This is a genomic window from Streptomyces cyslabdanicus (genome assembly GCF_052663305.1).
Window position 1 is genome coordinate 214,103 of the sequence record NZ_JBQRUW010000016.1, and the last position, 25,881, is coordinate 239,983.

Genomic DNA, 25,881 nt, shown 5'->3' on the forward strand with positions numbered 1-25,881 from the left:
TCCAGGGGCCGCGACACAAGCGGCGATCACTCACGATCACCACGTCTATCACTATTTGGATAAAAACATGACGTTTGTGCATCCTTCTGCCATATGTCGCAGAAATTCCGACAGCCCTTGGTGAGGCGGCGTGGGTGCGTCCGAGACGGCCGACTCGGCTACGGCGGCCGCGTCGGTGAGGTTCTCTCGGTGTACGGGGGGTGCCTTTACGTCTTTCGTCAAGCGAGGTGTGGGGTTCTGGGTTCGTAGAAGGTTCCGTCGCGGAGCATGGCGAACAGGACGCTGATGCGGTGGCGGGCGAGGCGGAGGAGGGCTTGGGTGTGGGTTTTGCCGCGGGCCCGGCATTTGGCGTAGTAGGTGCGGGAGGCAGCATCGTGCAGGGCGGCGAACGCGGACAGGAACATGGCCCGTTTGAGCCGCCGGTTGCCGCCTCTGGGTGCGTGTTCGCCGTGGATCGACGTTCCGGACGACTTCGTCGTGGGGGCGAGGCCGGAGTAGGAGGCGAGGTGGGCGGCGCTCGGGAAGCTGGATCCGTCGCCGACCGTGACGAGGAGGACTGCGGCGGTCCCACGTTCACCAGCGCCGACCGGGTCTGCGACGTGATCCACAACTTCAACGCCGAAGGCCCGCATCGAGCACCTCTACGCGATCGCCGACAGCGTGCAGGTCAGCGAGGTGCGTGCCAGTTTCACGGTGCCAGCAGCCAGCCCCTTTTCGTGGCCGTCCTGTACGTCAGCCGCAGAATGCCGGCTTCATGGGCGCGTCCGTCGACAGACAGCCGCCGGTGGCCACTTGAGGTACATCCGTGGAATGAGGCCGTCCCACGCGCGCGGGCGAGCCGCTGCGTGGCGCCCGTGGATACCCGAGCCGGAGAAGGCCCCGTGCCTCCCGAGCCCGCCGTCGAAGCGGTCAACGCCACGACCACCGAGCCGCCGCCCGACATCACCGACGCGGTCGGTGCCGTCCTGGAAGGGGAATCCGCCCGCCAGGGAAGGGATCACGACGCCGACCCGGGGCGAGGGCCTGCAACAGCCCCCCCCCGCTGACTGGCGGTTGGGCGACGTCCAGGGCGGTCTGACTGGTGACCAGCAGGTGCGGGTTGGCTGAGGTGGGCCAGGTCTGCTGTCGTTCACGGAGCCAGCCGGTGAGGAGCTCGACTGTGAGCGGGTCGAGATAAACGGTCCGGCGGTGATACCGGTGTCTGATGATCAGTTGGCCGCGGGTGAGGTCGACGTCGTCGAGGCGGATCTGGGCGGCCTGGGGCGGGGTAACCGCATGGATGCTGACCAGGGCCAGCAGCAGCCGATGCAGGGGAGTTCGGGCCTGCTCCATGAGGCCGGCCAGCCGGTCGCTCGGCATCGATGCAGGCAGGGTGACCACATCGGGCAGGACACCGCGGGTCGGGTCCCGGAAGATCACCCGCTCCTGCTTGAGGCCCTGGAAGAGGCTGCGCAGGGCGTGGTGAATGGCCCGCGCTGTTCCCGGTTTTCTGGCGTCGAGGACGTCCTTGAACTCCTTGGTGGTGATGGATCTCAAGGTGTCGGTCTGGGTGACCCATGAGTCGAGTAGGGGCCTGACGATCCGCAGATACACGAGGATGCGGTGAGACGACAGCGGAGGATGTTCCCGCCTCCCCGCTCCCCTCAACACCTCGATCCAGGAGTTGAGTTCGTCCCTCATTGGGGTCGGGAACTGGTTGATGATCTCCTTGGCGGTCTGGGCATCGCGATCGATCAGCTGGTCGGGATCGGGTTCGAGCAGGCCGCGTTCGGCCAGGAACCAGATCACTCGCTGCCCGCTGATATTGGGGGCGAGGGTTGCCAGGGTCCGCAGTTTGCGCTCGCGGAGGAAGGCCGCAGCACCAAGCCATGCCAGGACGATCCGCAAAGCACGCAGGGACGCCTGATGTCCGTGAGGGTTCGGGTCGATCAGGCGGCTCTGTCGTCGCGAGACACGGGTGAACTCCGTCACGATCTGTTCGGACTCCGGGGTCAGGGAGGGCAGCTCGTCGACGGTGAGACGCGCTACCCGGTTCCAGTTCCTGTCTATGTCGAACAGGATCAGCTGGTGCGGATCTACCAGGTGGTCCGAGACCGGGGGCCCCGGCCGCCTGGCCCGTTGCCGTTCCGCCTCGCGGGACCGCACCGGGTATCGGTCGGGTGAATACCCTAGCCTCCCTTCCAGATTGCGGAGTTGGTGGGCCAGCCGACCGCCGAAAGCGATCTGCAGCTGGGTAAAGTCCGGGTGGCCCTCTGTCCCGTTCTCGCGAACGTGGATGAGGCATCCCCGGCAGAGTCCGTACTCGGTCGACACTGGCAGCATCGAACGCCTGCACCGGTCGCACTGCCCGGGCGGACAGCAAAGACCGAAGTTAGGGCGCCCCCAGTTGTGGCAGCCGGGGCACAGACGACCGGTGATGCCCCAGCATCCACAGTCCTGGCAGCTGCCGACGGGCCACCGCGTCGGCCGATGCCGCGTCCTCGGGCGGAGGAGGCCCACTCGCCGCAGAACTTCTGCAGGGTCACGTCCCTTCTCGTGCAACACCATTGCTTTTAGCCGACGTTGGCGTTGTCAAGGCCCCGATCCTTGATCATCTCGAAGTCGACGGTGTACGCCTGTGACGACCGTGGGTGCTTACCGGTGGTGAAGGAGTACTTGCTGTTGCGCTTGCGAAGGCGCGCTTTCAATCGCCACCGCTGCCCCGGAACCCTCCTGGCGGCGCCGGTGGATGCGCAGGGTCAGTCGCGCTTTTGGGAAGGCGATCCCGCCCAGGTTCGCCGCGATGGCCATGGTCTTGACCGAGCGGGACTCCCGCCGACCGTGACCGGTTTCGGAGACGGTGTGCGCTACGGGCACCTGCTCCCTGGCAGGGCCTTAACCTGGGCCGACGCGGTCGGCTGGTTTCCCTTGATCACTGCGATGTAGTGGGCCTTCTTCTCCTACACCAGCCAGCGCACCTGGTCCTTGACGCTGTGCAGGGCGTCGAAGGTGACTACGGCGCCGGCTAGATCGAGTGGTTCCAGCAGCGGGCGGAAGGCGGCCGTCTCGTTGGTTTTGGCCCCCACTTCGACTCTGCTGCGCAATTCGCGAGTCAGGCCGTGAGTTGGTAGGCGAGGCGTTCGAGGCGGCTGCGTACTCGAAGGCGGATCCGCACATCATCGAAGCGGCGCGTGTCGATGAGGAGTTCGACATCGGCGAGCGGTTGCATGCGCACGCCGGAGAGCCCAAGGTCGGCGAGCCTGAGATCGGTCGGCCCTGCTCTGACGATCGGCGGGCCAGGGGAACTTCCCCGGCCCGCCGCACCCGCTCGTAGCGGCCAGGATTCAGCCAGTCGCCAGCCGTGGGAACAGGGCCTCCGCGTTTCCCCGGTCGACGGCGTGACGGGCGGACGGGTCCAGCTCGTAAGCGTCCAGGTTGCGGGTGAACTGGGTCGAACGAGCTGCGGGGGCATAGGGCCAGTCGCTGCCGAAGGTGACGTGGGTGGGATCGGCGAAGGCGAGCAGGCTGGGAAGGGCGTTGGCACTCGCGGTGAGGGCTGTGTCGAAGTAGAAGCGTCGCAGGTTGTTCAGGCCAGCTTCCCGGGTGCCTTCGGGCGAGCACACGGCGGCGAAGCGCTCTGCGGCGTAGGGGATGAAGCCTCCACCGTGCGAGCTGATGATTTTCAGGTTGGGGCAGCGGTCCAGCACACCGTTGTGCGCGAGGTTGATCGCCGCGCGCGTACTGTCGAGGAGGAAGTCCGCGGAGTAGGGCGGGATGCCGGGCACCGGCTCGGCGGGCAGGGTGCTCGGATGCTCGAAGACAACGGCCGAGCGGGCGTCGAGGGCTTCCATGAGCGGGTCGAAGGAAGGATCGCCGAGGTAGGTGCCGCGCACGTTGGCGAGCAGCACAATGCCGTCCGCGTGCAGAGTCTCCAGTGCGTATTCGGCCTCGGCGATGGCCCCGTCGACATCGGGAAGAGTCAGGGTGGCGAAGAAGCCGAAGCGGTCGGGCCGGTCCTTGACCACCTCTGCGGCGAACTCGTTGACCTCGCGCGCTTTGCGCCGCGCCTCAATGTCGTCGCCCAGGTGCACGCCGGGGGTGGACACCGACACGATCCCTGTAGCGATGGAGTTGTCGTCCATGAGGGCGATGGCTGATGCCGCGGACCATGCGGGGATCGGCAGCCCGCCGGCGCTGATGCCGCGGCTGTCGAGCCACTGCGCGTAGGCGGGGGGCACGATGTGCTGATGGGTGTCGATGCGGGCATGCGTCGGCATAGGAGGCCTTCCTTCGAGTCCCCCGCCGCCTTTCCTTTCCAGTAGATGGGAAGCCCCCGCTGCATGCCACTTGGCCGAGCCGCTGCTGACTCAGGCGTTCCGCCCGCCGGTAGCGGCCTGGATCTCCTTTGCGGTTGTCTTCGTGGCGGGCAAAACCCGGCGCGAGGCACCGCCGAAGGCGCCCTTGACCAGTTGGCACCGCCCGCACACTTCACGAGCGGGCGGCCCAGACCCCAGCTTGCCGACAGCAACCGACTACGGACGGACTTTCACCTCGTCTCACAGGGCGGCGACAGCCGATTGGGGCATCGCCCTGGGCACAGGGGCGGTGCCCACCGTGGAGCCTCGCTCCGGGGAGGCGCGGTGGCCGCTGCGGAGGGTCGCAGCCGGCTACACAAGCATCTGCGATCAGGTCGAGCTCGGCGCTTGCGGGGCGGTGACGCCGCTCCGTCCACCGGAGCCAGCTGCCCCATGCGCACCGGTCTCATCACCGCACCCGAACACATAGCGCACGGCGCCGTTGCACGGAGCCGAGCACGGCATGGAGCGGGTGCTCTTCGACCGGCTCCTTGAGCACTGCAAGGCCGAAGGGCTGGTCGCTGTCGGTGGGAAGCAGCGCACGGACTCCACCCATGTGGTCAGTGCGGTGCGGGACTTGAACCGTCTGGAGCTGGCCGGGGAGAGTGTGCGGGCCGCGTTGGAGGCGCTCGCGGTCGCGGCGCCGGCCTGGCTGGCCGGGGCAGTGGACGTCGCGGAGTTCGCTCACCGTTACGGGCCGCGGGTGGACAGCTGGCGGATGCCGTCCTCGCAGACCAAGCGTGACAGGCTCGCGCAGGTCTTCGGCCAGGACGCGCTGGCGTTGCGCCGGGCCGCGTGGGCGCCCGGGGCCCCGGGATGGATACGCGAGATCGAGGCAGTGCGGGTACTGCGGCAGATCCTCGTGCAGACCTACTACCTCCGCACCGACGCCAAGGGGCGGGAGGTGATCGTGAAGCGGGCCGCCGATGACGAGGGCGTCCCGCCCGGCCAACTCCGCCTCGCCTCGCCCTACGATCTCGACGCACGCTGGGCGGCCAAGGGCGAGGACCTGTTCTGGCTCGGCTACAAGATCCATCTCACGGAGAGTTGTGACACTCCCACCGAAGCCGAAGCCGAAGCCGAAGCCGAAGCCGAAGCCGAAGCCGAAGCCGAAGCCGAAGCCGAAGCCGAAGCCGAAGCCGGTGTCCGGAGGGCACCGAACCTGATCACGGACGTGTTCACCACCGACGCCACCGTGCCCGATGTGAAGGCGACGGCTCCGGTCCAGCGACGTCTCGCCGAGCGCGGTCTGAAGCCCGCTGAGCACTACCTCTCGATTCCGGCTATCCCTCGGCCGACCTCATCACCGCCGCCGCCGGCCAGGGCGTCCGCATGGTCACCCCGGTCCTTCTGAACCACTCCCGCCCAGGCCAAGGACGCCGCCGGCTTCGACAAGAGTGCCTTCGCCATCGACTGGAAGGCCCGCCAGGTCCGCTGCCCCGCCGGGAAGACCAGCGCGCACTTGGAATCCGGTCAAACAGCACGGGACGGACGCGATCGTCATCACCTTCGGCGTCCTGACCTGCCGCCCCTGCCCCTTCCGTGGGCAGTGCACCAGCTCCGCCGCAGGCCGCCGCATGCTCACCCTGCGGCCGAGAGAACCCGAAGAAGCCCTCGCCAGGGCCCGGGCCGAGCAGAAGACAGAGACTTGGAAGACGAAATACGCCCTGCGCGCGGGAATCGAGGGCACCATCAACCAGGCCCTCGGTATCACCGGCATCCGCCGGGCCCGCTACCGCGGGCTCCCGAAGGTCCGTCTCCAACACGCCTTCTCCGCAACCGCCCTCAACGTCGTCAGACTCGACGCCTACTGGACCGGTCACGACCAGCACCGCCCCCGCAGCAGCCGCCTCGAACGCCTCGCCTACCGACTCACGGCCTGACTTGCGAATTGCGCAGCAGAGTCCACTTCCCGCTGGGCCAGGGTGATGGTGTGGGTGACGGCGGAAAGCAGGTGCCGGTGGCGCTGCTGTCGGTGCGCGGAGCCGGACAGCGCCTTGCCGTCCACCGCGATCGCCGCTCTGGGCGCCGAACCGGCGCCGTCGGCATCGATGTGGTCGCGTTCGGCCAGGTAGGCGCCGATCACGGCGTCCAGGGCATCGCCGTCGAGGGCGTCCAGGAGCCGGGTGAGGGTGGCATGGGACGGGGCGCGGCGACGTCCGGGCAGGTGGCGGCGGATGCCGAGTTGTTCCAGCACCGTGGTGGTGGCGCGCTGTCCCCACTCGGTGATCTCGGTGACGGTCCAGGCGCCGGAGACGACCACGCAGGCGCGGATCATCAGCAAGCCGACCAGGGGATACCACCGGCCTCGAGGCGAACGCGGGTCGGGTACGCGCTGGAGGTGGACGCGAAGGCGGCCGGTGTCGCGCTGGTGGAGGGGGCCCAGTTTCGCCAGGACGGCAGGGATCGGGGAGGATGGAGCGGCAGGCACGAGACCTCGATGTGATCAGCTGGCATAGACACCCTGATGAACACCGGCCTCGTGCCTGTGCTGTTGCTGCGTCAGCTCCCGCTGGACGCGGACGATCTACGCGATCCCGGAACTTGCAACCGCCCTGGAGCGCCCTCGCGCGGCCCAGGATGCCATCCAGCGGATCACCACCGAGAACACCACCCTCAAATAGCGCGTCCGCCAGCTCGCCACTGACAACCGCACCCTGGAGGAGCGGCTCAAGGCCCGCCCGCTCAAACCTGCGGTTCCAGGACCGGCCCGTCGCCGACTTTGAATCCCGCATCGCCAGCCCTGGATCAACACCGTGAGCGTGCCTCGCTGATCACGGCCGCGCGGCAACACGAACAGATGTCGCATTCGCGTCGACCATCAATCCATGGTTCAACTCTACCTAGGGCTAGGTAGAGTTGAACCATGCCTCAAGAGCCCTCCGCTCCACGGATGACGCTGCCGACTCAGTTAGTGCTGCGGGCACTCCTGGAGAAGCCCACTGAAGAGCTGTATGGGTTGGAAATCTCTGCCAGAGCCCAACTCGCCAGCGGCACGATCCATCCGATCCTGGCTCGCCTGGAGTCCGTCGGCTGGTTGATTTCACGCTGGGAGGATGCGGATCCGCATGAGCAGGGCCGTCCCCGACGGCGTTACTACCGGCTCAGCCCAGACGGCGCCGTATCCGCTAGGGAAGCCCTTGCCCGCGCCACGTCCAGCAGAAATGCACTTAGCGCACTGCGTCCCGGTCTCGCCGGAGGCGCCAGCACATGAGCCCGGCCCCCGTTACCGGCGGGTCAAGCCTCGCCAGCGAGTTCAACCGTAGCCACGCCAGCGGCCTGTCCCGTGACCTCATCCGCAAGCTCGCTCGAATCGATATCCGCGCCAAGAGGCTGGCCCATGGCCTCGCTCTTCAGCGTCTTGGCGCAACCAGCAGCGATCTCGACCTGGCGCTCGACTTGGCCGAGGCAGTCGCAACCCTCCATATCCGCGCTGTTCGGCTCCCGTCCGCGATCGGTACGCCCCGTTCCGTCGAGGCTCGAACCGCCTACCTGGCTCAGGGGCTTGAGTACGCGGCCGAGACCTCTTCCAAGCTCGCGCTACAACTCGACCGCGTGTACCCCCGCGGTAGCGCTCAGGCCATGCGCGTTGCCCAAGCCTGCTATGAAGCCACCACCCTGCTGCATAAGTTCACGACCGCATTGCACCGTCCGGAAGAGGACTTTGTCTCCCGCTCAAGTCAGAGGCGCGTGAGCCTGCCAGCACAGTGGCTTATCGGCTTTGCAGTGCGCATCCTCCCGGCTTCAGATCGGCCACGCTACACCGAAGAATGGCGCAGCGAACTTTGGGACCTCGCCGCTGAGCCACGCCGCCGCCACCTAACTCATGCCCTTCGCGTCACGGTCCGCGCTTGGTCTACTCGACGGGCGATTCTGTATGCCCAGCGCGATGACGATGGGTGGGAATGGTGAGAGGAGTGCGGGCTACGGGAGTAGCCGCAGTGGCTTCGCCGTTCGCTACAGCTTTGCCTACGGGGGCAATGCCATGGCCGGCAGAACTTGCCCTGGCGCTATCAGGACCGCTGGTATGCGGATTACACCACTTTTGGACGTACCAGTTGAGCCGCCGGGCTCTGGAATGCGCGCCCCGCAACGATGTCGTGCACGTACTCGCGTATGGAACAAGCCAACCACCAGCTAACCTCGAAGTTTCGTGACGGTCCACCGACTCCGTCGACGGACCGTCACGAAACTGCGTCGCTATCAAAGTCCGGGAGGCCATGCAGGTACTCAGCCTCGGTATCGACTTCCCGAGCTACTCACGTTTCAAGATCATCGTCCCCGACGTCCAGCCGTACGGTGATGGCAGCCAGCGCTACACGGTCACCGAGTGGGACGAGGCCCGTACCGCAGACGACTACGCCTGGGCAGAACACTTCGTCATAGAGTCCGCGTTGCGTGCAGCGCGTGCAGACGGAGTGCAAGAGCTTACGGAGAACCGATCGGAGGCGATCCGGAAGCACGAGGGGTGGTTCGAGCGCACGTGGACAGGCCCTGCGGGGGATGAGTGACGTAGCCCGGTGCACCGCCCGGCCGTACTCCAGACGGGCCTGGAGGCCCGCGCGAACGCCGCGTTCCTGGCTGGGGCCGATTCCAGGCCTCTGCCAAGGATTCCCACCGAGGGTTGACGTACAGGGATGGGTAGACCGGTCCGGCCTACGGGTGACTGCACCGGCAGGCTGCCGCGAGCCTGAAGGGCGACCCCTGTCACCTCGCTCACCCAGACGAGGCCCCCACCATCACGGCGGGGGCCTCGTCGTCGGCTGTCCGGGTGCCAGCTTCGCCGGCCGTGCCGAAGGCCCCGCCGTCCGCTGGTTCGGAGCCACCGTCACCGAGGCGTTCGCCGCCCGGCATGGCCGCCGTCGCAGAAGCGGCAGCCCGCGTGAGAGGCGGCCAACTGAACACCAAACCAGGGTTTGCGCAGGTCAGGCGATGTCTTCTCGTTATGTAAGCTGAGCAATAGCAAGCCGCGTAACGATGGCTGATGGGGCTAACGGATCCGTTGCGCCCAAAATAGTCGCCGACTTAATTGCCAACTAAGTCGCATACTAAGTCCGTGGGCGCTAATGTCTTGTCCACCCGAACGCACCACTAGGTGCGCTGGGGTGAGGTCTAGCCACAGACTTGCGTTGCGGCGATCGGCCTTCAGATAAAGGTGGTGGCCCCGGCCGCCGGCAAGCAGTGGGGCCACCTGGGTGGGCTATCGGCCGTGCAGGAACCAGGTCACGACCACACCGACGACGACTGGAAACGTCGCCACGATGAGGTCGCGGGCCAGACGCTCCGCACGGCCCTAGCTTCTACTGGCACGTACGAGCGCGGCCCGACGACCAACCCGCTCAGCAAATTGCCTCAGCGCCTCCTTGAGACGACGCCACATGCGACGCATGCCCCTCCTCTTTCAAACAGCGAGCCTGCGCCGACCAGCCGAATGGCACAGTCGGTACGGGTACGACACACCCGCAGGTCGAAAGAGGTCCGAACATCGGCGTCGTGCTGAGTAAAGCGGATCAAATGGCCCCGCGTGGGCAGAATTCCCGCACCCGAGTGAAGTTCCCGAGAAAAAACGATAATAGATTCGAATATCGTCATTATGTGCGCTGCGGCGCAACACCGCGGGCCCCGCCCCTTGCTGCCTGGCTTGTGTATGACGCGCCGGGTATGCGGCTCAGCCGGACTGTGAGTAGCGCTGGACTTCGAGCATGCCGGGGACTGATGACTGACGGCCCCCGGGGCCTGTTCAACGCCTCTGAGAGTCATCAGGATTGGGACATGGCGAAGAAGAAGCGCACCAAAGCCGCCAAGGCCGCCAGGCAGGCCAAGAGGCTTCAGGAACGAGTCCGACAAGAGCGGTCCGTGATCGCACAGAGAGTGAGAGCGGCCCGACAGGAGCGCGTCGGCGATGGCGTGTCGAAGCCGCCACCAGAGAACCCCGTCTCCGTGCGCACCATCTCTGCGGCCCTTGAGAGCAGTCGCCGTCGGCACTGATGGCCGGCCGCCCCGCGTGCGCTGTACGGGAGCGTGAAGAGCGGCTCGTGTCACCCGGCTCACCGAGAAGAGGCCCCCGCCGTCGCAGAGAGGCCTTGCCGTGCGCGGGCACCACCGTACGGCGGGATGTGTGCCACATGCCCCAACCCTCGCCAGCCCGAGGGAAGTTATGCGCACCGGCCGTGCGTCCGGTGCTGCACTGTCAAGTCGGGCGCGGGGCCTATCGCAGTCTGGGTGCGGCTGCACAAAAGTCCTGGAGGACTCGATGATCACGGGCCGCGTCAACGCCGCGAAGTTCATCGCCCGCCTTCTGCCAGAACCTCATGAGACAGATCTCGGTGGGGAGCCTGATCACAAGCTGCTGGCCACCGTGCACGCGGACTTCGCGTGCCCTCCGTCGGGCCACAGCATCAGCTGGGCAGACTGCTACGCGAGCGCGGACATGCTGCCGCTGACCTTGAAGGCCGATCTGCTGCTGGAACCGAACGGCGAGCCAAGTCCGATCTCGGATCACATCACCGGCGAGGCCTGGGAGCGGGCGGAGCGCGCCGGCCAGCGTGCGGCGTGGATCTGGCGGGAGGCCCATCGCCGCGGACTCTGACGCAGCCCGTCGCGGCGGGCGCCGTGGCTCAGGTCGGGACCAGGCGACGGGACCCTTCCGCTGCCGTGCGGGGTAGAGACCCGGGAGATACCTGGCGCGCCACGTCGTACTGCCCACAGGCGATGGCCTGGCATGATCGCCAACCGCCGACCGCCCGCCCGAGGCGCCCAGGAGGGCGGTCCTGTGTGTGCACCCCGCCGAGCCAGTCGTAGGCTGATGCTGCTCGGGGCCTGGCGTCGGCTGCGGGACTGGACCGAGGCCGGCGTCTGGCCGCGCCTGCACGCCGCTCTTCTCACCGAACTGCGCCGGGCAGAGCTCCTGGACCTGGACGACTGCGCCGTGGATGGCTCACACATCCGAGCCCTCAAAGGGGGGATCACGTCGGCCCCTCGCCCGTCGACCGGGCCCGCCCTGGCTCCATGCACCATCTGATCGTCGACCGCCACGGCACCCCACTCGCTGTCACACTCACCGGCGGGAACCGACACGACATCACCCAGCTCCTGCCGCTGCTGGACGCGGTTCCACCGGTCCGGGGGCTGCGGGGACGCCCGCGCCGCAAGCCCCGGAGCCTCTACGCCGACCGGGGCTACGACTTCGACAAGTACCGCCGCCTGCTGTGGAAGCGCGGCATCAAGCCGATGATCGCCCGGCGCGGCGTCGCTCATGGTTCCGGCCTGGGAAAGGTTCGCTGGGTGGTCGAGCGCGCCTTCGCCTGGCTGCACCAGTTCAAGCGGCTCCGCACCCGCTATGAACGACGCGCCGACCTCCACCAGGGCCTGCTCGAACTGGCCTGCGGTCTCATCTGCCTCCGGCGGCTCCGCGGAGCTTGAGCAAAGAGGTGATCACACGTCGGGGCCAGCTGGCGGCCCACGCCCGGTACCAGTCCCCGAAGGCCGGCCCCGGTGTCAACGTGTCGTCTATCCCGAGGGTGTCGAACCAGACCTGGCCGCTGACTGTTCCGGTGACCACAAGTCGAACGAAAGCGCCGCACCCCATGTCCGAGATGATCATTGAACCGGTGACGAGCCGGTCCTGGTCGTAGTCGTCGTCGAGGTCGTCCGGGTTCACCGCCTGAGTGTGCAGGAACGGTGTCGCGAGGAATCCAGGCCACCAGGCCTCGTCCCCGGGACCGTACGACTCGCTCAGGGACCAAATGCCGTGGTACGGGCCTGGGCCGCCGTCTCCGACGGTCATCAGGAACTCTCGGTACTCCCTGGGAAGCGTGACCCCGTGCTGCCGCTCGAAGGACCGAACCTCCGCCTCGGACAGCACACTCCTCGGCCGAGTATCGGACAGCCGGTGCATCCCGTCCCTACCTCTCGCATCTGGCAGCCCCAGTTCCACCGTCGCCGCGAGCATAAGACTCTCCAACCGGCCAGGCTCCATGCGGTCGAATCTCACTTTGAAACGATCAGTGAGAGGTCGTCTCGATTGGTACGTATGCCCTGGGGTGATTGCTCTGTGGCCCTCGTCTGCCGACCTGCCATGATCATCTCGACGTGTTCCGCGGTGGGAGGCAAGAGATGGCGATACTGCTGCCTGATGGGCTGGCTACGCCGGCACTGGTGGTCGATCCGGATGTGCTGGAAAGCAACATCTCGCGGATGGCTGAGGCTTCGCGGGCTCAAGGGTTTGCCCTGCGTCCGCACGCCAAGGCTCACAAGTGCGCGCAGATCGGGGACCTTCAGCTTCAGGCTGGTGCGCGCGGGTTGTCGGTGGCCACGATCGGCGAAGCCGAGGCCTTTGCCCGGGTTGGCGTGGACGACCTGTTCATCGCGTACCCCGTGTGGCTCGATGCCGACAAGGCGCAGCGGCTGCGCCGGTTGGCTGACGACGCTGCTCTGAGAGTCGGCGTGGAGTCGGTCGAAGGCGCGCAGCGGCTGGGGACCGCGGTGCGTGGCAGCGACCGGCCAGTCGAGGTTCTTGTCGAGGTCGACAGCGGGTGCCGTCGCACGGGAGTGCAGCCTCACATGGCTGGTGAGGTCGGGAAGGCGGCCGCCGATGCGGGACTCAATGTTGCCGGCGTCTTCACGTTTCCTGGACATGGCTATGGTCACGACGCGCGGGCACGTGAGCGCGCCGCACGAGACGAGGAGCATACGCTGGGCGAGGCCGCGCAGGTGCTGCGGGATCTCGGGCTCGGCGTCCATGTGGTCAGTGGCGGGTCGACTCCGACGGTGGGGCAGTGGCAGCCAGGCGTGGTGAACGAGTTGCGGCCGGGTGTCTACGTCTTCAATGACGCCACCCAGTTGGCCATCGGCACCTGTGGGGTGGAGGACCTGGCGCTGGTCGCTGCGGCGACGGTGATCAGCGTTCCCGCCCCGGACCGCTTCGTGCTGGACGTCGGCAGTAAGGTCCTCGGCTCCGATCGGTCGCCTTGGGTGACGGGCCACGGCTACCTGCCCCAGTTCCCGAAGGGATCCATCACCGGGTTGTGGGAGCACCACGCCGTGGTCCGCCTTCCGGAAGGCGTGAGGGGGCCACGCCTCGGGTCGGTGATCTCTGTCGTCCCCAACCACATCTGCACGCCGGTGAATCTCGCCGATGAACTGCTGGTCGTCCGAGACCGCAAGGTGATCGACCACTGGCAGGTCACGGCACGAGGGGCTAATACCTGAGCATCACTTCAGGCGGGAGAGACGGCGGTAGCAGATCAGAGTTGCGGCTATCCCGGCGAAGGCAAGGAAGTGTTCGGCCTTGCGCTCGTAGCGACGGTGAAGTCGGCGGCACCCGGCCAGCCAGGCCACCGTCCGTTCCACGGTCCGACGGTGGCGGCCCAGCCGCTGCGAGGACTCAATCCCCTTGCGTGCGATGCGCGGGACGATGTTCCGGCCGCGGAGCCACCGTCGCAGGCGGTCGTAGTCGTACCCCTTGTCGGCGTGGAGCTTGGCAGGCCGCCGCCGGCGCGGTCCACGGCGAGAGCGGGTCGGCGGCTGATGCGCGGTCGGCCCAGACGGGCCGAAGTCGGGCGGCAGCTGGCGCCACGTACATCCCGTCGTGGCCACGAACACAATGGCTGCCAGCACCTGCCGGTCCCCGTACCTGGGTCGGCCCCCGCCCTGTGGCCGCATCGGAGCGGCCGGCACCACCCGCTGAAACAACGCCCACAACCCGTCCGGTGCTAAACGCTCTACCATCGCCATCACGCCCACCAGCCTAAGGATCAAGCCAGTTGAGACGATCTCTTAGGAGTCGAGTGCGGGGCGTCGAGGAGTTTCATCCGACCGCGGACCGCGGACCGCGTCCAGGCCTAGAAGCCGGGTGCGCGGATGGCTTGCCGTGGGTGGCAGCAGGTGAGCCTGGACCCCGAAACCGGCCTCCCCTTCCAGCCAGGTAGCGCATGGCCCCCTCCCGCCCGTGCGACGGCCGGGCGCACTCGGCGGCGCCCACCCTATGACGTCCGGCCCCACCAAGGGCTCGATCGGGGTTCGAGCCCGCACCGTCACGATCGCGGAGTCCTGTTCGTGTGCGGCCGCCGGGGGTGGCCGCCGTCAGTCCGGAGGTCGACATCCATGGCCAGCACGCGATCGGCTGCCGCGCCGGAGGTCTACGCGGAGGTACTGCACTTCTACGCGCGACAGATGCACATGATGGACGGCGGGGACTTCGCCGGGTTCGCCAAGACGTTCGTGGAGGACGGCGTGTTCACACTGGCCGGCGGTCGGAGGGTGCTCGAGGGGCGCGAGGCGATCGGGGCCGCCGCCGAGGCCGCGGAGGCGCGCTACCAGGGGGCCGGCCGCGCCACTGGTTCGACATGATGGCCGCCGAGGAGACCGCTGACGGCACCCTGGAGACCACCTACTACGCCGTGGTCAGCGTGACCGCCCGGGACGGCTTCGTGCGGTTCGAGCCGAGCTGCGTGGTGCGCGACACCCTCGTACGGCGCGACGGCGGTCTGCTCATGCTCAGTCGCACGATCACCCGCGACGACATCGACCGCCCGCCGGCCGGCTGACCGGAGGAAACGGGCCTGTCCGGTGGCGCGACGGGGGTTGCGCCACCGGACCGGGTCCGGGGACCCCCCCGGTCGTCGTCGCATCCGCGCCGACGACCAGGAGTACCGCCACGGCCTCTCGTTCGGACAAGGGCCGGGCTGATCCGGCCTCATCCGAACGAAGGCCTCAGGGCTGTCGCACCGACGGCCGCGCCGCAGCCTCCGCCACCTCGCCGTCGCCCGGACCCGCCGCGTCCACCCGCACGCCGGCGGTCGCCTCCTCGGCCGTCTCGTCGATGGGTTCCACCCGCCCGGCGGGCAGTACGAACGCCACCGCCGCCGACAGCACATACAGCCCGACGACCACCCACAGTCCGACCTCCGCCGAACGCACCGGCGAGTGTCCGTCCTCCAACTGCCCGAAGTACACGGTGCCGATGAGCGCCACACCGGCCGCCACGCCCACCTGGATGGTGGTGTTGACCAGGGACGAGGCCGGTCCGGAGTGTTCCCGCGGCACCTTCGCCAGCACGATGTTGACCAGCGTGCCGGCCACCATCGCCATGCCGAAGCCGGAGACGACGAGCCCCGGGATCAACTGCCAGGAGTGCAGCCCGCTGCCGTAGCGGTCGATGGTGAGCAGCACCACCGTCATGCCGACCGCCATGACGAGGGACCCGGCTGCCACCAGCCGCCGCCCCAGCACCATCAGTTGGGGTGCGAACCCGGAGCCGGCACCCACGCCGACGGTGAACGGGATCATCGACAGCGCGGTGTGCAACGGCGAGTAGCCGATGCCGGTCTGCAGATGGACGGTGAGCACCAGCGTGTACGCGGTGCCGCCGAAGAAGACCACCGCGACCAGCAAGCCGCCGACCGCGCCGCGGAAGCGGAACAGGTCAGGGTCGATCAGCGGCGCCCTGCCGCGCCGGACCACGCCCTGCTCGTACCGGTGGAAGAGGAACAGAACAACCGGGCACAGCAGCATGAGCACCACCGTCCACCACGGCCAGTCCAGGGTGCGCCCCTCGACCAGCGGGTAGAGCAGGGCCACCAGGCCGACGGTGACGATGAGCGTGCCGGTCAGGTCGGCGCCCGGCGCGTCCTCCCGGCGGGACTCGCGGGCCAGCAGCCAGGCACCCAGCAGACCGAGCAGTCCGATCGGCACATTGACGTAGAAGATCGGCCGCCAGCCCTCGCCGAACAGGTCCGCGTCCAGCAGGACACCGCCGAGCAGCGGCCCGCCCAGGCCGCCGAGCGCGAACGTCATGCCGTACATCGACATCGCCTTCGGCTGCTCGGCCTTGGGGAACTCCACCTGCACCATGGCGAGGACCTGCGGCACCATCAGCGCGGCGGAGGCACCTTGCAGCACCCGGGTGGCGATCAGCATGTCGGGCCCGTTGGCGAGCCCCGCCAGCGCGGATGTGACGGTGAAGGCGGCCAGGCCCACCATGAAGATCAGCCGCCGGCCGTAGCGGTCGCCGAGCCGGCCGCCGGCGATCATCCCAGCGGCGAACGCCAGGGTGTAGCCGGCCACCGACCACTCGAGCTGGGTGGAGGAGGCGTGCAGGTCCTCGCGCAGCGACGGCAGCGCGACGTTGATCACGGTCGCGTCGACCATGTCCATCAGGACCGCGAGCAGGGTCACCGCCAGCGCGAGCCAGCGTTTGGGGCTGTAGCGAGGCTCGGGGACGACCAGGGTCGCGGGGGAGAAGGGGGGCCCGGCCGCCGAGGCTGCCAGGTCCTGGGGGAGGGCGTTGTCGGGCATGACCTCGCTCTTTCCGGAGCTCTTTCCGGGCACTTGGTGGCCTGTGGCGACGCCTCGGGCTAGCATCGTCACAAGGAAAATGCTTTGCTTTGAGAGCAAAGCTATTTGGAAGTGTGAGGCATGTCAACCGATCCTGAGCCTGCCGAGGACGCGGGCGCGCCGGACGTGGACGAGGCGATCCGCGCGATCCTGCTGCTGATGCCGCGCGTGGTCGCCCGCACCAAGCGGACACCCCCGCCGCCCGGGCTGCGCTCCTTCAACCTCGCGCCGCGCCATCTGTCGCTCATGGGCTACCTGGTCTTCGACGGGCCGCTCGGCGTCAACGAGCTGGCCCGCCGCCTGGAGGTGGCGCCCACCACGGTGAGCCTCATGGTCGGCGATCTCACCCGGCAAGGCGTGCTGGAGCGCCGCGAAGACCCTTCCGACCGGCGCCGCGCCATCATCGCCATCGCCTCCGAACAACAGGACGCCGTCGAGGACTGGCTCGCCGCCGGCGCGGTCGCCTGGCGCGCCGCTTTCGAGAGGCTCACCCCGCGAGAACGCGGCCTTTTCCTCGATACCTTGCGCGTCTACGAATCCACCATGGCCGCGGCCCGCGGGGCGGACTCCTGACCGGCTGACCTGACGCGGTGATGGGGTCGCCATCAGGGGTGCGGCGGTTCCCGGGTGCCGACGGGGGCTGGGAGACCCCGGAGGGCGAGCCCGGCGGAGCACTCAGGCCACGGTCCTCAACGCCCCCGCGTCGTACGCCACCCGTCCGCCGACGACCGTGGCCCCGATCGTCAGGTCCGCGATGCGGTCCGGGGCCACGCCGAGGAGGTCGTCGCTGAGCACCGCGAAGTCGGCGAGCATGCCACGCGCCAGGGTGCCCTTGACGTGCTCCTCGTGGACGGCGTGGGCCGAGCCGACCGTGTACGCGTGCAGCGCCTGACGCGCCGTGACCGCCTCGTGCGGGGCGATCGGGGCGCCCGAGGCGGTGCGGCGGTTGACCATGTCGTGCATGCTGAGGAGCGGGTCGGAGGCGACCACGGGGGCGTCCGAGGAGCCGGGAAGCACCGCGCCCGCGTCCAGGAACGACCGCATGCGGTAGAGGAGTTGACTGCGGACCGGTCCGAGCGCCGCGAGGAGCCCGTCGCCGGTCTCGGACAGGAACCGGCCCTGCGGCACCGGGATCAGGCCGAGCTCGGCGATACGGGCGACCTGGGCGTCGCTGGTCACGGCCGCGTGCTCGACGCGGTGGCGGACATCGGCGCGCGGGTGCAGCCGCTGCGCCTCCTCGTACGCGTCGAGTACGACGTCGAGGGCGGCGTCCCCGATCGCGTGCGTGGCGATCTGCCAGCCGCAGCGGTGCGCCTCGACGATGTAGCGGCGGATCTGCTCGGGCTCGTGCTGGAGCAGTCCGCTGTTGCCGGGTGCGTCGTGGTAGTCGCAGCACATCGCCGCCGACCGGCCGATCAGTGAGCCGTCCGACATCATCTTGGTCGGCCCGATCCGCAGCCACTCGTCGCCGAGCCCGCTGCGCAGGCCGAGGTCGAGGCCGTACCAGGTGGCGCCCGGTTCGAAGGTGTCGCAGTCGTGCAGCGTGGTGATGTACGGCATGACCGTCATCCGCACGCCGAGCAGGCCCCGTTCGCGTGCGTGGAGGTAGGCGTCCAGGTCGGCGGGCCCGTTGCCGATGCCGTCGACGGTGCCGATGCCCGGCTCCGTCACGCTGGTCAGGCCCACCTTGAGGGCGGCCCGCGCGCCGGTGGCGATGTGGGCGACCCACTCCTCGGCCGGCTCCGGGCGCAGCACCCGCTCGACCAGGTGCATCGCGGTCTCCTGGAGCAGCCCTTCGGCCCGTCCTTCCGCGTCGCGTACGACATGGCCACCGGGCACGTCGGGCACGGCGGACAGGTCGGTGTGCCCGGCCCGCGCGGACGCCGCCGTACTGGCGACGGCCATGTGGTGGGAGGTGTGCACCAGCCAGACCGGACGGCCTCCGGACGCCCTGTCGAGGGCCTCGGCGGTCGGGTGGGCGCCGATCTTGTTCTGGTCGTAGCCCGCGCCGAGCACCCAGGCGCCCTCGGGCAGCCGTGCGGCCCGCTCGGCGACCGCGGCGTACAGCGCGTCCAGGCTGGGCACGACCGCGTACGAGAGGTCCAGCTCGCGCAGCCCCTTGCCGACGTAACTGAGGTGGTGGTGCGCGTCGTTGAAGCCGGGGACCGCGTGCGCGCCGCCGAGGTCGACGACCGTGTCGGCGGTGCAGCCCGCCAACTCCTCGTCGAGGGCGACGATCCGGCCGCCGAGGACGCCGAGCGAGGTGGCCGTGGGGCGGTCCGGGTCGAGGGTGGTGAAGCGTCCGTCGCGGAACACGGCGTCGAGGCGCACGGGGATCGACTCCTTGAGGGGAGGGGCGGGTAGGTGGGTCAGACGGCCGTCGCCGCGGCGGTCTGCGGCTGCGCTGCCCGCCGGTCGGTGACCCGGGCGAGTACGGCGACACAGGCCGTGGTGAGCAGCAGCTGGACGGCGTAAAACGCGACCACGGGCCAGATGGAGCCGCCGCCCGACGTCAGCAGAGCCTGCGCCACCAGCGGGGTCGTGCCGCCGATGAGTGTCGAACACAGCTGGTACGACAGGGAGATGCCGGTGTAGCGGACGCGGGACGGGAAGGCGCGGGCGAGGAAACCGGCCAGGACGGCGTAGTACCCGGAGCCGCTGATCATGGCGAGCGCGATGCCGAGGAACACGAGAAGCGGCCGTACCGTGTTGATCAGGAGGAACATCGGGACGGCGACGACGACGTTGGCGAGCAGTGAGCACACCATGAACCGGGCCTCGCCGACCCGTTCGGAGATCAGCGCGGCGATCGGCTGCCACACGAACTGCGCCACGGAGAGCCCGAGCAGGATGTAGAGCATCGTCTGCCGGTTCATGTGCAGTTCGTTGGTGGTCCAGGAGAGCACGAACGTGTTGGTGAAGTACGCGGCGGAGATGCCCATGATCGAGGCGCCGATGCCGAGCAGCACCACGCGCCAGCCGGCGCGCAGCACCTCGGCGACGGGGAGCTTCACCACGTCGCCGCGCTGCTTGACCCGGGCGAAGTCGTCCGACTCCTCGACCTTCAGCCGAATCAGGAGGCCCACGACGACGAGCAGTCCCGAGAGCAGGAACGGCACACGCCAGCCCCAGGTCAGGAAGGCCGTGTCGTCCAGGGTGCCCGCGGCGAGGAAGACGAGGGTGGCCAGGATCGCGCCGGCAGGTGAGCCCTGCTGCACCAGCATCGCGAAGAAGGAGGCCCGCCCCTTGGGCGCGCTCTCGGACGCCATGAGGACCGCGCCGCCCCATTCACCGCCGACCGCGATGCCCTGCACCGCGCGCAGGAGGGTGAGCAGCACGGGAGCGAGAACCGCGGCACTGACAACCGCCTCGTTCACGTCAGGAGCTGGGGGCGGGCTTCCTCGCGGCAGCCTCCTTGCCGGCCCTTCCGGGCTGTCCTCTTCGTGGTCTTCGGCAGCTCGTGCACGTCGGCAGGGCCGTTCTCGCCGCGAGGAGACTTCGCTCGCGATACGGATTCGTTCAGGGCGGCTATGAGGCCGAAGAGCTCTCCCAGTGCTGCCGACGGTTCGGCGCTGCTTACGGGTATCGACGGATCGCTGCGCTCGTGAGCGGGCGGCTCGTGGGTTGTGTCCTTCGGAGCTCTTTGGTCCGCGAATGGTCCGGCGGGAACTCCCTCGGATGCCAGACGATAGCTTTAAGAATCCAATTGATTACAGTGAGTATCTTTTATGGCGGGTTGCCTGGAGCGCAACGATGCCTCCAAGCAACCCGACTTCAGGCTCTAGAAGAAGCCAAGTTTCTGAGGGCTGTAAGAACAAAGAATGTTCTTGGTCTGCTGGTAGTGGTCCAGCATCATCTTGTGGGTCTCGCGGCCGATTCCCGACTGCTTGTAGCCGCCGAAGGCGGAGTGCGCGGGGTAGGCGTGGTAGCAGTTCGTCCAGATGCGGCCCGCCTGGATGGCGCGGCCCGCGCGGTAGGCGGTGCCGGTGTCCCGGGTCCACACACCCGCGCCCAGACCGTACAGCGTGTCGTTGGCGGTCTTGATGGCGTCGTCGAAATCGTCGAAGGACGTCACCGAGACCACCGGGCCGAAGATCTCCTCCTGGAAGATCCGCATCCGGTTGTCGCCCTCGAAGATGGTCGGCTGGACGTAGTAGCCGCCCTTCAGCTCACCTTCGTGTTCGATGCGTTCGCCGCCGGTCAGGACGCGCGCTCCCTCCTGCCGGCCGATGTCCAGGTAGGAGAGGATCTTTTCCAGCTGGTCGTTGGAGGCCTGGGCGCCGATCATGGTGTCGGTGTCGAGGGGATGGCCCGTCGTGATGAGCTTGGTGCGGGCGACCGCCGCCTCGACGAACTCCGCGTAGTGACCGCGCTGGATCAGCGCCCGGGACGGGCAGGTGCACACCTCGCCCTGGTTGAGCGCGAACATCGTGAAGCCCTCGAGCGCCTTGTCGAGGAAGTCGTCGTCCGCCGCCGAGACGTCGTCGAAGAAGATGTTCGGCGACTTGCCGCCGAGCTCCAGCGTGACCGGCTTGATGTTCTCGGCGGCGTACTGCATGATCAGCCGCCCTGTGGTCGTCTCGCCCGTGAACGCCACCTTCGCCACGCGAGGGCTGGAGGCGAGCGGCTTCCCGGCCTCCACGCCGAAGCCGTTGACGATGTTCAGCACCCCGGGCGGCAGCAGGTCGGAGACCAGGCTCATCCAATAGTGGATCGAGGCCGGGGTCTGCTCGGCCGGCTTGAGCACCACCGCGTTGCCCGCGGCGAGCGCGGGCGCCAGCTTCCAGGCGGCCATGAGGATCGGGAAGTTCCACGGGATGATCTGCGCGACCACCCCGAGCGGCTCGTGGAAGTGGTACGCCACCGTGTCGTGGTCGATCTCCCCGAGCGAACCCTCCTGCGCCCTGATCGCACCCGCGAAGTAGCGGAAGTGGTCGATGGCCAGCGGGATGTCGGCCGCCAGCGTCTCACGGACCGGCTTGCCGTTCTCCCAGCTCTCGGCGACCGCCAGGGATTCGAGGTTGGCCTCCATACGGTCGGCGATCTTCAGCAGGACGCCGGAGCGTTCGGCCACGGATGTGCGGCCCCAGCCCGGGGCGGCCGCGTGCGCCGCGTCCAGCGCCCGCTCGACGTCCTCCGCCGTTCCGCGCGCGACCTCCGTGAACGGCTGTCCGTTCACCGGCGAGGGGTTCTCGAAGTACTGTCCGCGGGCCGGCGGTACGTATTCGCCGCCGATGAAGTGGTCGTAGCGCGCCTGGTAGGAGACGATCGCGCCCTCGGTGCCGGGCGCCGCGTAACGGGTCATCCTGGTCTGCCTCCCTCAGCAGCGCTGCCCGCCGTTGGGCAGCTGTCGGCGCGAGGCTAGGCACCCCGACGTTGCAAGGACGTTGCGGCGCGGGCCGCCGATGGGCGGTGTCGGGCCCGGGGCCGTCAGCGGGGAGCCGGACGGGACCAGCCGGGCGGCGCCGCCAACTCCGCCTCGAGCGCGGCGAGCCGGGCCCGGGCCATCGCGGTCGGCAGCACGCTGACGAGGGCCCGCCACACGTCCAGGTCGTCCTCACCCCACGGCGCGTGCGCCCAGTCGGCCAGCAGGTCGGGGTCGCGACGGGCGATCAGCGCGTTGCGCATCCCGTCGGCGAGACGCTGCCGCAGCCGCACCACCGCGGGAGCCTGCGAGCCGGGCAACAGCGGACCGGAGTACGCCGCGGCGGCCGCCGCGACCGCCCCCGTCTCCAGACGGCGCTGGACCGCCGCGACGTCCGAGCCGACCGGAACGCTCAGCCGGTACGGGCGTGAGACGAGCAGACCCGGGTCGAGCACCCTGCGCAGCCGGGCCAGCTCGGCCCGAAGCGTCACCGGCGTCACCGACTCGTCCTCGTACAGCGCGCACAGCAGCTCGTCCCCGGTCAGACCCTCCGGATGACGGGCCAGCAGCACCAGGATCTCGCTGTGCCGGCGGCTCAGCCGGACACCGCGGCCGCCGACCACGAGCCGGGCCTCGTCCCGGCCGAGCGCGGTCAGCTCGGCCGTGTCGGGGGCAGGCCGGCGCGGGGCGAGCAGCGCCAGCTCGGACTCGGCGGCCCGCGCCACCGCCCGCACGAAACCGAGGCTGTGCGGATGGGCGAGCCCGTCCCCACCGGTGATGTCCACCGCGCCGAGCACCTGTCCCGTGCGCGGATCGTGCACCGGGGCCGCCGCGCACGTCCAGGGCTGGACGCGCCGGATGAAGTGCTCGGCCGCGAACACCTGCACCGGGCGGTCCAGGGCGACCGCCGTGCCCGGCGCGTTCGTCCCGACGGCGGACTCCGACCAGCGTGCGCCCGGTACGAAGTTCATCCGGTCCGCCTTGCGCCGCGTTTCCGGATGCCCCTCGACCCACAGCAGCCTGCCGTGCGCGTCGCACACCGCGAGCAGATGCTCCCCGTCAGCGGCGAACGTGCCCAGCAGCTCACGGAACAGCGGCATCACCGACGCCAGCGGATGCTCCGCCCGGTAGGTGCCGAGGTCGCCGTCGGCGAGTTCCACGCTCGCCGTGCCGTCGGGCCCGACACCCGCCCGCGCGGAACGCCGCCACGAGTCGGCCACCACGGGACGCACCGGGCGCGGCACCGCGCCCACCGCGGTGAACGTCTCGTGCGCTCGGCGCAGGGCCCGAACGCGCTCGGCAGGGTCGGCTCCCGGCTCCAGGGCCACCCACGGATCGGTCAAAGCGGCCTCCCCGGACGGCGATGCGGCTGCGGACATCGTCACTCCCGGTGGGCGACCGGGCAACCTCTTCGCCCGGGCTCGCCGTCAGGCGAAGTTCACCAGTCTGATGTAACGCTCCCAGTCCCAGTTGGGTCCGGGGTCGGTGTGGTCCGTGCCCGGTACTTCATAGTGCCCGATGATGTGCGCGCGGTCCTTGGGGATGCGGTATCTGTCGCAGATCGCCGCGGTGAGCCCGGCCGACTCCTCGTACAGGGCGTTGGTGAAGTAGTCGGGCTCGTCCACCCAGCCCTCGTGTTCGATGCCGACGCTGCGGGTGTTGTAGTCCCAGTTCCCGGCGTGCCAGGCGACGTCCGACTCGGAGACGCACTGCGCGACGTGTCCGTCGGCGGACCGGACGAGATAGTGCGCGGACACCCCCTTCTGCGGATTTTGGAAGATCGCCAGGGTGCTGCCGTACGCCTCCTGGGTGACGTGGATGACCACCCGGTCCACCGCGTAGGTCGTGGGCCGGCTGGACGCCGTGTAGTTGGAGCTGCTCGCCGGCTGCCACTCGGCCTCCGGGTAGTCGACCGCCTGGGGGCGCGCGCCGGCCTGTGTGGTGGGCAGTAAGGCGTAGGGGACGGCGGCCAGGACGGCACCCTTGAGCAGGATTCGTCGGCTGGGGAGAGGTCGTGCCCGGTCCATGGGCGGTGGCCTTTCTGCGGGGGGGAGTTGTTGTGCGGGTGTCCGTGGGGAGGTGGGGTGGGACGTCGGCGGGCGGTGGGGTCGTGCGGTCCGCGGTGAGTTTCGCTCAGCGACGGCCGCTCCTCGCGGAGCTTGGCCGCGCACGCGGGGTCGGTGTCACACGGATCGGCCAACGAGGCTCATTGGCCCGGGTGGCCGACCGGCCGGCGTCCGGCGTGCCGAACAATGGCCGCGTGGGAGTCACTTCACGGATCGAGCCGCGATATCCGGAACGCGTCCACCGGCCGGTGTGCCGGGCCGGCGGGCAGGACGTGCGTGTCCGGGACAGTCGGTGTTTCCCCCGTCATGTGAACCCCTTCGTCCACCGGAGGTCCGCTGTCGACCCGACTCGACGGCGGTACCTCGCGTGAATCACGGTACGGCGCTCGTGGGTTGGGCAGAAGGGCCCGGTGGGGTTCGGTGGACTCCCGGGAAGTTGTGGACAACTCCGCCACACGACCGGGTGAAGCGGGCCTGCGGTCAGGCGTGTTCGGCCACCGCCGCCGGGTCGTCGAGGACTGCCCGCACCACCGCGTGGGCGGCACCCAGCAGCGGCCCCTCGGGGCCCAGCCGGGACACGGACACCGGACAGGCGGGCCCCGCGGTCCGGCTCGCCAACTCGGTCTCCAGGGAGGGCAGGAGCCAGGGCGCGAGGGCGGCCAGGGCGCCGCCCAGCACGACGCTTTGCGGGTCGAGCAGATTGACGGCCCCGGTCAGCGCGACGCCCAGCGCCCTGCCGGCGTCGCGCAGGGCCCGCCGTACGTTCTCGTCGCCTTCGGCGGCGCGGGCGGCCAGCAGCCCGACGCGGCCTTCGCCCGGCTCCAGACCCGCGGCCCGCAGCACGGCTTCCTCTCCCGCGTACTGCTCCAGGCAGCCACGCCCGCCGCAGGGGCACGCGGGCCCCTCCGGTTCTACCGGCACGTGCCCCAGCTCGCCCGCGAAACTACGCGTTCCGCGCAGCAGCCGCCCGTCGACCACCATGGCGGCGCCGATGCCGATCTCCGCCGACACATGCAGGAAGTCACGCGGCGTGTCCTCGCCGAGCCAGAGCTCCGCGAGCCCGCCGAAGTTCGCCTCGTTGTCCACCGTCAGGGGCAGGCCGGGCGGCAGCAGGGCGCCGAGGTCGGTGTCGTTCCAGTCGAGGTTGGGAGCTCGCACGACCGTGCGGCCGTCCCGCGCGACCAGGCCGGGCACCGCGACCGAGAGCCCCGCGGGCCACAGGTCCTGCCGCTCCGCCTCGGCGACGACCTGACGTATCAGCGCGGTGAGTTCGCTCGTCACGGGTTCGGGGGAGCGGCCCCTGTTCGTTCCGTGGCGCACGGCCCGTGCCCGTACCTGGCCGCGCAGGTCGACCACGCAGGCCGCGAGGTGGTCGACCCCGACCTCCGCGCCCACCCCGGCGGGGCCGTGTCCGCTGACGGCCAGGGCCGAACCGGGGCGGCCCACCCGGCCGGGCCGCTCGGGTCCCAGCTCCTCCAGCAGTCCGGTCCGGACGAGTTCGTCGACGAGGGTCGACACCGCGGCACGGGTCAGTCCGATGCGTGAGGCGACCGCCGCCCGCGACAGCGGCCCCTCGGCGCGGACGGTGTGCATGACCCGGGCGAGGTTGCGGCGGCGCATGCCCTGCTGGGTGTCGGGCAGTGCGCGCCCCGGACCGGCCGGGCGGGCCTCGTGCAGCGGTGCGGTCATGCCTCCGTCGTCCTCGGTCGGTGTCCGCCGGCGGTCTTGCGCCGAACGGTTCGGCGCGGGCGGGCGGCCGTCGGGCGGCCGCCCGTCAGCA

Annotated in this window: 25 protein-coding genes and 2 pseudogenes; 12 read left to right on the forward strand and 15 right to left on the reverse strand. The window is 69.3% G+C overall.

All coding sequences use genetic code 11. The features are described 5' to 3' along the window. Positions 1 to 218 precede the first annotated feature (218 nt). The 5 genes and pseudogenes from ACTYVM_RS11450 to ACTYVM_RS11470 form a co-directional block, all read right to left on the reverse strand. Positions 219 to 584: pseudogene (locus ACTYVM_RS11450) on the reverse strand (transposase); the annotation flags it as partial. A 358-nt stretch (positions 585 to 942) separates the two neighbouring features. Further along, positions 943 to 2,313, reverse strand: a complete 1,371-nt coding sequence (locus ACTYVM_RS11455; RefSeq protein WP_445525812.1) for a hypothetical protein — start codon at positions 2,311 to 2,313, stop codon at positions 943 to 945. 626 nt (positions 2,314 to 2,939) lie between these two features. Further along, on the reverse strand, positions 2,940 to 3,065 hold the full coding sequence (locus tag ACTYVM_RS11460; protein ID WP_445525813.1) for a hypothetical protein: 126 nt from the start codon (positions 3,063 to 3,065) through the stop codon (positions 2,940 to 2,942). A 26-nt stretch (positions 3,066 to 3,091) separates the two neighbouring features. Next, positions 3,092 to 3,214, reverse strand: a complete 123-nt coding sequence (locus ACTYVM_RS11465; RefSeq protein ID WP_445525814.1) for a hypothetical protein — start codon at positions 3,212 to 3,214, stop codon at positions 3,092 to 3,094. Between the two features lie 109 nt (positions 3,215 to 3,323). Next, positions 3,324 to 4,256 carry an amidohydrolase family protein gene (locus ACTYVM_RS11470; protein WP_445525815.1) on the reverse strand — a complete coding sequence of 311 codons (933 nt, stop codon included), beginning with the start codon at positions 4,254 to 4,256 and terminating at the stop codon, positions 3,324 to 3,326. Positions 4,257 to 4,797: 541 nt separating this feature from the next. Here ACTYVM_RS11470 and ACTYVM_RS11475 point away from each other — a divergent pair. Together ACTYVM_RS11475 and ACTYVM_RS11480 are read left to right on the forward strand one after the other, a co-directional pair. Then, complete coding sequence (locus tag ACTYVM_RS11475) at positions 4,798 to 5,688, forward strand: hypothetical protein (protein WP_445525816.1); 891 nt, start codon at positions 4,798 to 4,800, stop codon at positions 5,686 to 5,688. A 43-nt stretch (positions 5,689 to 5,731) separates the two neighbouring features. Continuing rightward, a complete protein-coding gene (locus tag ACTYVM_RS11480) occupies positions 5,732 to 6,217 on the forward strand; it encodes a transposase (RefSeq protein WP_445525817.1) in 486 nt (161 codons plus the stop codon). Here ACTYVM_RS11480 and ACTYVM_RS11485 read toward each other — a convergent pair. Then, positions 6,199 to 6,765, reverse strand: coding sequence for a transposase family protein (locus ACTYVM_RS11485; RefSeq protein ID WP_445525818.1), 567 nt, complete (start codon positions 6,763 to 6,765; stop codon positions 6,199 to 6,201). The genes ACTYVM_RS11480 and ACTYVM_RS11485 overlap by 19 nt on opposite strands. Positions 6,766 to 7,227: 462 nt before the next feature. On the opposite strand from ACTYVM_RS11485, the gene ACTYVM_RS11490 reads away from it, so the two are divergent. The 6 genes and pseudogenes from ACTYVM_RS11490 to ACTYVM_RS11515 form a co-directional block, all read left to right on the forward strand. Then, positions 7,228 to 7,548 (forward strand): PadR family transcriptional regulator, encoded by a 321-nt coding sequence (locus ACTYVM_RS11490; protein ID WP_445525819.1) that lies wholly within the window; start codon positions 7,228 to 7,230, stop codon positions 7,546 to 7,548. Then, positions 7,545 to 8,246, forward strand: a complete 702-nt coding sequence (locus ACTYVM_RS11495) for a hypothetical protein (protein WP_445525820.1) — start codon at positions 7,545 to 7,547, stop codon at positions 8,244 to 8,246. Before ACTYVM_RS11490 ends, ACTYVM_RS11495 begins: the two co-directional genes overlap by 4 nt. Before the next feature lie 308 nt (positions 8,247 to 8,554). Then, on the forward strand, positions 8,555 to 8,845 hold the full coding sequence (locus tag ACTYVM_RS11500; RefSeq protein WP_445525821.1) for a hypothetical protein: 291 nt from the start codon (positions 8,555 to 8,557) through the stop codon (positions 8,843 to 8,845). Between the two features lie 1,261 nt (positions 8,846 to 10,106). Further along, entirely contained in the window at positions 10,107 to 10,322 is a 216-nt protein-coding gene (locus tag ACTYVM_RS11505; RefSeq protein ID WP_445525822.1) for a hypothetical protein, read from the forward strand. A 265-nt stretch (positions 10,323 to 10,587) separates the two neighbouring features. Beyond that, entirely contained in the window at positions 10,588 to 10,923 is a 336-nt protein-coding gene (locus ACTYVM_RS11510; protein WP_445525823.1) for a hypothetical protein, read from the forward strand. 231 nt (positions 10,924 to 11,154) lie between these two features. Next, positions 11,155 to 11,756 (forward strand): annotated as a pseudogene (locus ACTYVM_RS11515) (IS5 family transposase); the annotation flags it as partial. Here ACTYVM_RS11515 and ACTYVM_RS11520 read toward each other — a convergent pair. Then, a complete protein-coding gene (locus tag ACTYVM_RS11520) occupies positions 11,725 to 12,327 on the reverse strand; it encodes an SMI1/KNR4 family protein (protein WP_445525824.1) in 603 nt (200 codons plus the stop codon). The pseudogene ACTYVM_RS11515 and the gene ACTYVM_RS11520 sit on opposite strands and share 32 nt — an antisense overlap. Positions 12,328 to 12,449: 122 nt before the next feature. On the opposite strand from ACTYVM_RS11520, the gene ACTYVM_RS11525 reads away from it, so the two are divergent. Continuing rightward, a complete protein-coding gene (locus ACTYVM_RS11525) occupies positions 12,450 to 13,544 on the forward strand; it encodes an alanine racemase (protein WP_445525825.1) in 1,095 nt (364 codons plus the stop codon). Positions 13,545 to 13,547: 3 nt separating this feature from the next. Here ACTYVM_RS11525 and ACTYVM_RS11530 read toward each other — a convergent pair whose 3' ends face one another. Next, positions 13,548 to 14,063, reverse strand: coding sequence for a transposase (locus ACTYVM_RS11530; protein ID WP_445525940.1), 516 nt, complete (start codon positions 14,061 to 14,063; stop codon positions 13,548 to 13,550). A gap of 375 nt (positions 14,064 to 14,438) precedes the next feature. On the opposite strand from ACTYVM_RS11530, the gene ACTYVM_RS11535 reads away from it, so the two are divergent. Together ACTYVM_RS11535 and ACTYVM_RS11540 are read left to right on the forward strand one after the other, a co-directional pair. After that, entirely contained in the window at positions 14,439 to 14,684 is a 246-nt protein-coding gene (locus tag ACTYVM_RS11535) for a nuclear transport factor 2 family protein (RefSeq protein ID WP_445525826.1), read from the forward strand. Further along, on the forward strand, positions 14,681 to 14,881 hold the full coding sequence (locus tag ACTYVM_RS11540; protein ID WP_445525827.1) for a hypothetical protein: 201 nt from the start codon (positions 14,681 to 14,683) through the stop codon (positions 14,879 to 14,881). Before ACTYVM_RS11535 ends, ACTYVM_RS11540 begins: the two co-directional genes overlap by 4 nt. Positions 14,882 to 15,047: 166 nt before the next feature. On the opposite strand, the gene ACTYVM_RS11545 is transcribed toward ACTYVM_RS11540, so the two are convergent. Continuing rightward, positions 15,048 to 16,631, reverse strand: coding sequence for an MFS transporter (locus ACTYVM_RS11545; protein WP_445525828.1), 1,584 nt, complete (start codon positions 16,629 to 16,631; stop codon positions 15,048 to 15,050). A 120-nt stretch (positions 16,632 to 16,751) separates the two neighbouring features. On the opposite strand from ACTYVM_RS11545, the gene ACTYVM_RS11550 reads away from it, so the two are divergent. Beyond that, positions 16,752 to 17,243 carry a MarR family winged helix-turn-helix transcriptional regulator gene (locus ACTYVM_RS11550; RefSeq protein WP_161243444.1) on the forward strand — a complete coding sequence of 164 codons (492 nt, stop codon included), beginning with the start codon at positions 16,752 to 16,754 and terminating at the stop codon, positions 17,241 to 17,243. 102 nt (positions 17,244 to 17,345) lie between these two features. Here ACTYVM_RS11550 and ACTYVM_RS11555 read toward each other — a convergent pair whose 3' ends face one another. From ACTYVM_RS11555 to ACTYVM_RS11580, 6 genes are all read right to left on the reverse strand, one after another. Continuing rightward, positions 17,346 to 19,001, reverse strand: coding sequence for an amidohydrolase (locus ACTYVM_RS11555; protein ID WP_445525829.1), 1,656 nt, complete (start codon positions 18,999 to 19,001; stop codon positions 17,346 to 17,348). Positions 19,002 to 19,039: 38 nt separating this feature from the next. Next, positions 19,040 to 20,047 carry an MFS transporter gene (locus tag ACTYVM_RS11560; RefSeq protein ID WP_445525830.1) on the reverse strand — a complete coding sequence of 336 codons (1,008 nt, stop codon included), beginning with the start codon at positions 20,045 to 20,047 and terminating at the stop codon, positions 19,040 to 19,042. Positions 20,048 to 20,451: 404 nt separating this feature from the next. Continuing rightward, a complete protein-coding gene (gene exaC / locus ACTYVM_RS11565) occupies positions 20,452 to 21,975 on the reverse strand; it encodes an acetaldehyde dehydrogenase ExaC (RefSeq protein ID WP_445525831.1) in 1,524 nt (507 codons plus the stop codon). Between the two features lie 125 nt (positions 21,976 to 22,100). Beyond that, positions 22,101 to 23,414 carry a GAF domain-containing protein gene (locus ACTYVM_RS11570; protein WP_445525832.1) on the reverse strand — a complete coding sequence of 438 codons (1,314 nt, stop codon included), beginning with the start codon at positions 23,412 to 23,414 and terminating at the stop codon, positions 22,101 to 22,103. A 48-nt stretch (positions 23,415 to 23,462) separates the two neighbouring features. Beyond that, positions 23,463 to 24,062 carry an N-acetylmuramoyl-L-alanine amidase gene (locus ACTYVM_RS11575; RefSeq protein WP_445525833.1) on the reverse strand — a complete coding sequence of 200 codons (600 nt, stop codon included), beginning with the start codon at positions 24,060 to 24,062 and terminating at the stop codon, positions 23,463 to 23,465. 519 nt (positions 24,063 to 24,581) lie between these two features. Beyond that, positions 24,582 to 25,790, reverse strand: coding sequence for an ROK family protein (locus tag ACTYVM_RS11580; protein WP_445525834.1), 1,209 nt, complete (start codon positions 25,788 to 25,790; stop codon positions 24,582 to 24,584). Positions 25,791 to 25,881: the final 91 nt, after the last annotated feature.

Bases quoted from the DNA above. Each gene is read 5' to 3' on its own strand.
- ACTYVM_RS11505 (WP_445525822.1), top strand. From the start codon at position 10,107: ATGGCGAAGAAGAAGCGCACCAAAGCCGCCAAGGCCGCCAGGCAGGCC.
- ACTYVM_RS11580 (WP_445525834.1), bottom strand. From the start codon at position 25,790: ATGACCGCACCGCTGCACGAGGCCCGCCCGGCCGGTCCGGGGCGCGCA.
- ACTYVM_RS11490 (WP_445525819.1), top strand. From the start codon at position 7,228: ATGACGCTGCCGACTCAGTTAGTGCTGCGGGCACTCCTGGAGAAGCCC.
- ACTYVM_RS11510 (WP_445525823.1), top strand. From the start codon at position 10,588: ATGATCACGGGCCGCGTCAACGCCGCGAAGTTCATCGCCCGCCTTCTG.
- ACTYVM_RS11525 (WP_445525825.1), top strand. From the start codon at position 12,450: ATGGCGATACTGCTGCCTGATGGGCTGGCTACGCCGGCACTGGTGGTC.
- ACTYVM_RS11470 (WP_445525815.1), bottom strand. From the start codon at position 4,256: ATGCCGACGCATGCCCGCATCGACACCCATCAGCACATCGTGCCCCCC.
- exaC (WP_445525831.1), bottom strand. From the start codon at position 21,975: ATGACCCGTTACGCGGCGCCCGGCACCGAGGGCGCGATCGTCTCCTAC.
- ACTYVM_RS11550 (WP_161243444.1), top strand. From the start codon at position 16,752: ATGTCAACCGATCCTGAGCCTGCCGAGGACGCGGGCGCGCCGGACGTG.
- ACTYVM_RS11540 (WP_445525827.1), top strand. From the start codon at position 14,681: ATGATGGCCGCCGAGGAGACCGCTGACGGCACCCTGGAGACCACCTAC.
- ACTYVM_RS11475 (WP_445525816.1), top strand. From the start codon at position 4,798: ATGGAGCGGGTGCTCTTCGACCGGCTCCTTGAGCACTGCAAGGCCGAA.
- ACTYVM_RS11500 (WP_445525821.1), top strand. From the start codon at position 8,555: ATGCAGGTACTCAGCCTCGGTATCGACTTCCCGAGCTACTCACGTTTC.
- ACTYVM_RS11530 (WP_445525940.1), bottom strand. From the start codon at position 14,063: ATGGTAGAGCGTTTAGCACCGGACGGGTTGTGGGCGTTGTTTCAGCGG.
- ACTYVM_RS11575 (WP_445525833.1), bottom strand. From the start codon at position 24,062: ATGGACCGGGCACGACCTCTCCCCAGCCGACGAATCCTGCTCAAGGGT.
- ACTYVM_RS11535 (WP_445525826.1), top strand. From the start codon at position 14,439: ATGGCCAGCACGCGATCGGCTGCCGCGCCGGAGGTCTACGCGGAGGTA.
- ACTYVM_RS11545 (WP_445525828.1), bottom strand. From the start codon at position 16,631: ATGCCCGACAACGCCCTCCCCCAGGACCTGGCAGCCTCGGCGGCCGGG.
- ACTYVM_RS11570 (WP_445525832.1), bottom strand. From the start codon at position 23,414: ATGTCCGCAGCCGCATCGCCGTCCGGGGAGGCCGCTTTGACCGATCCG.
- ACTYVM_RS11495 (WP_445525820.1), top strand. From the start codon at position 7,545: ATGAGCCCGGCCCCCGTTACCGGCGGGTCAAGCCTCGCCAGCGAGTTC.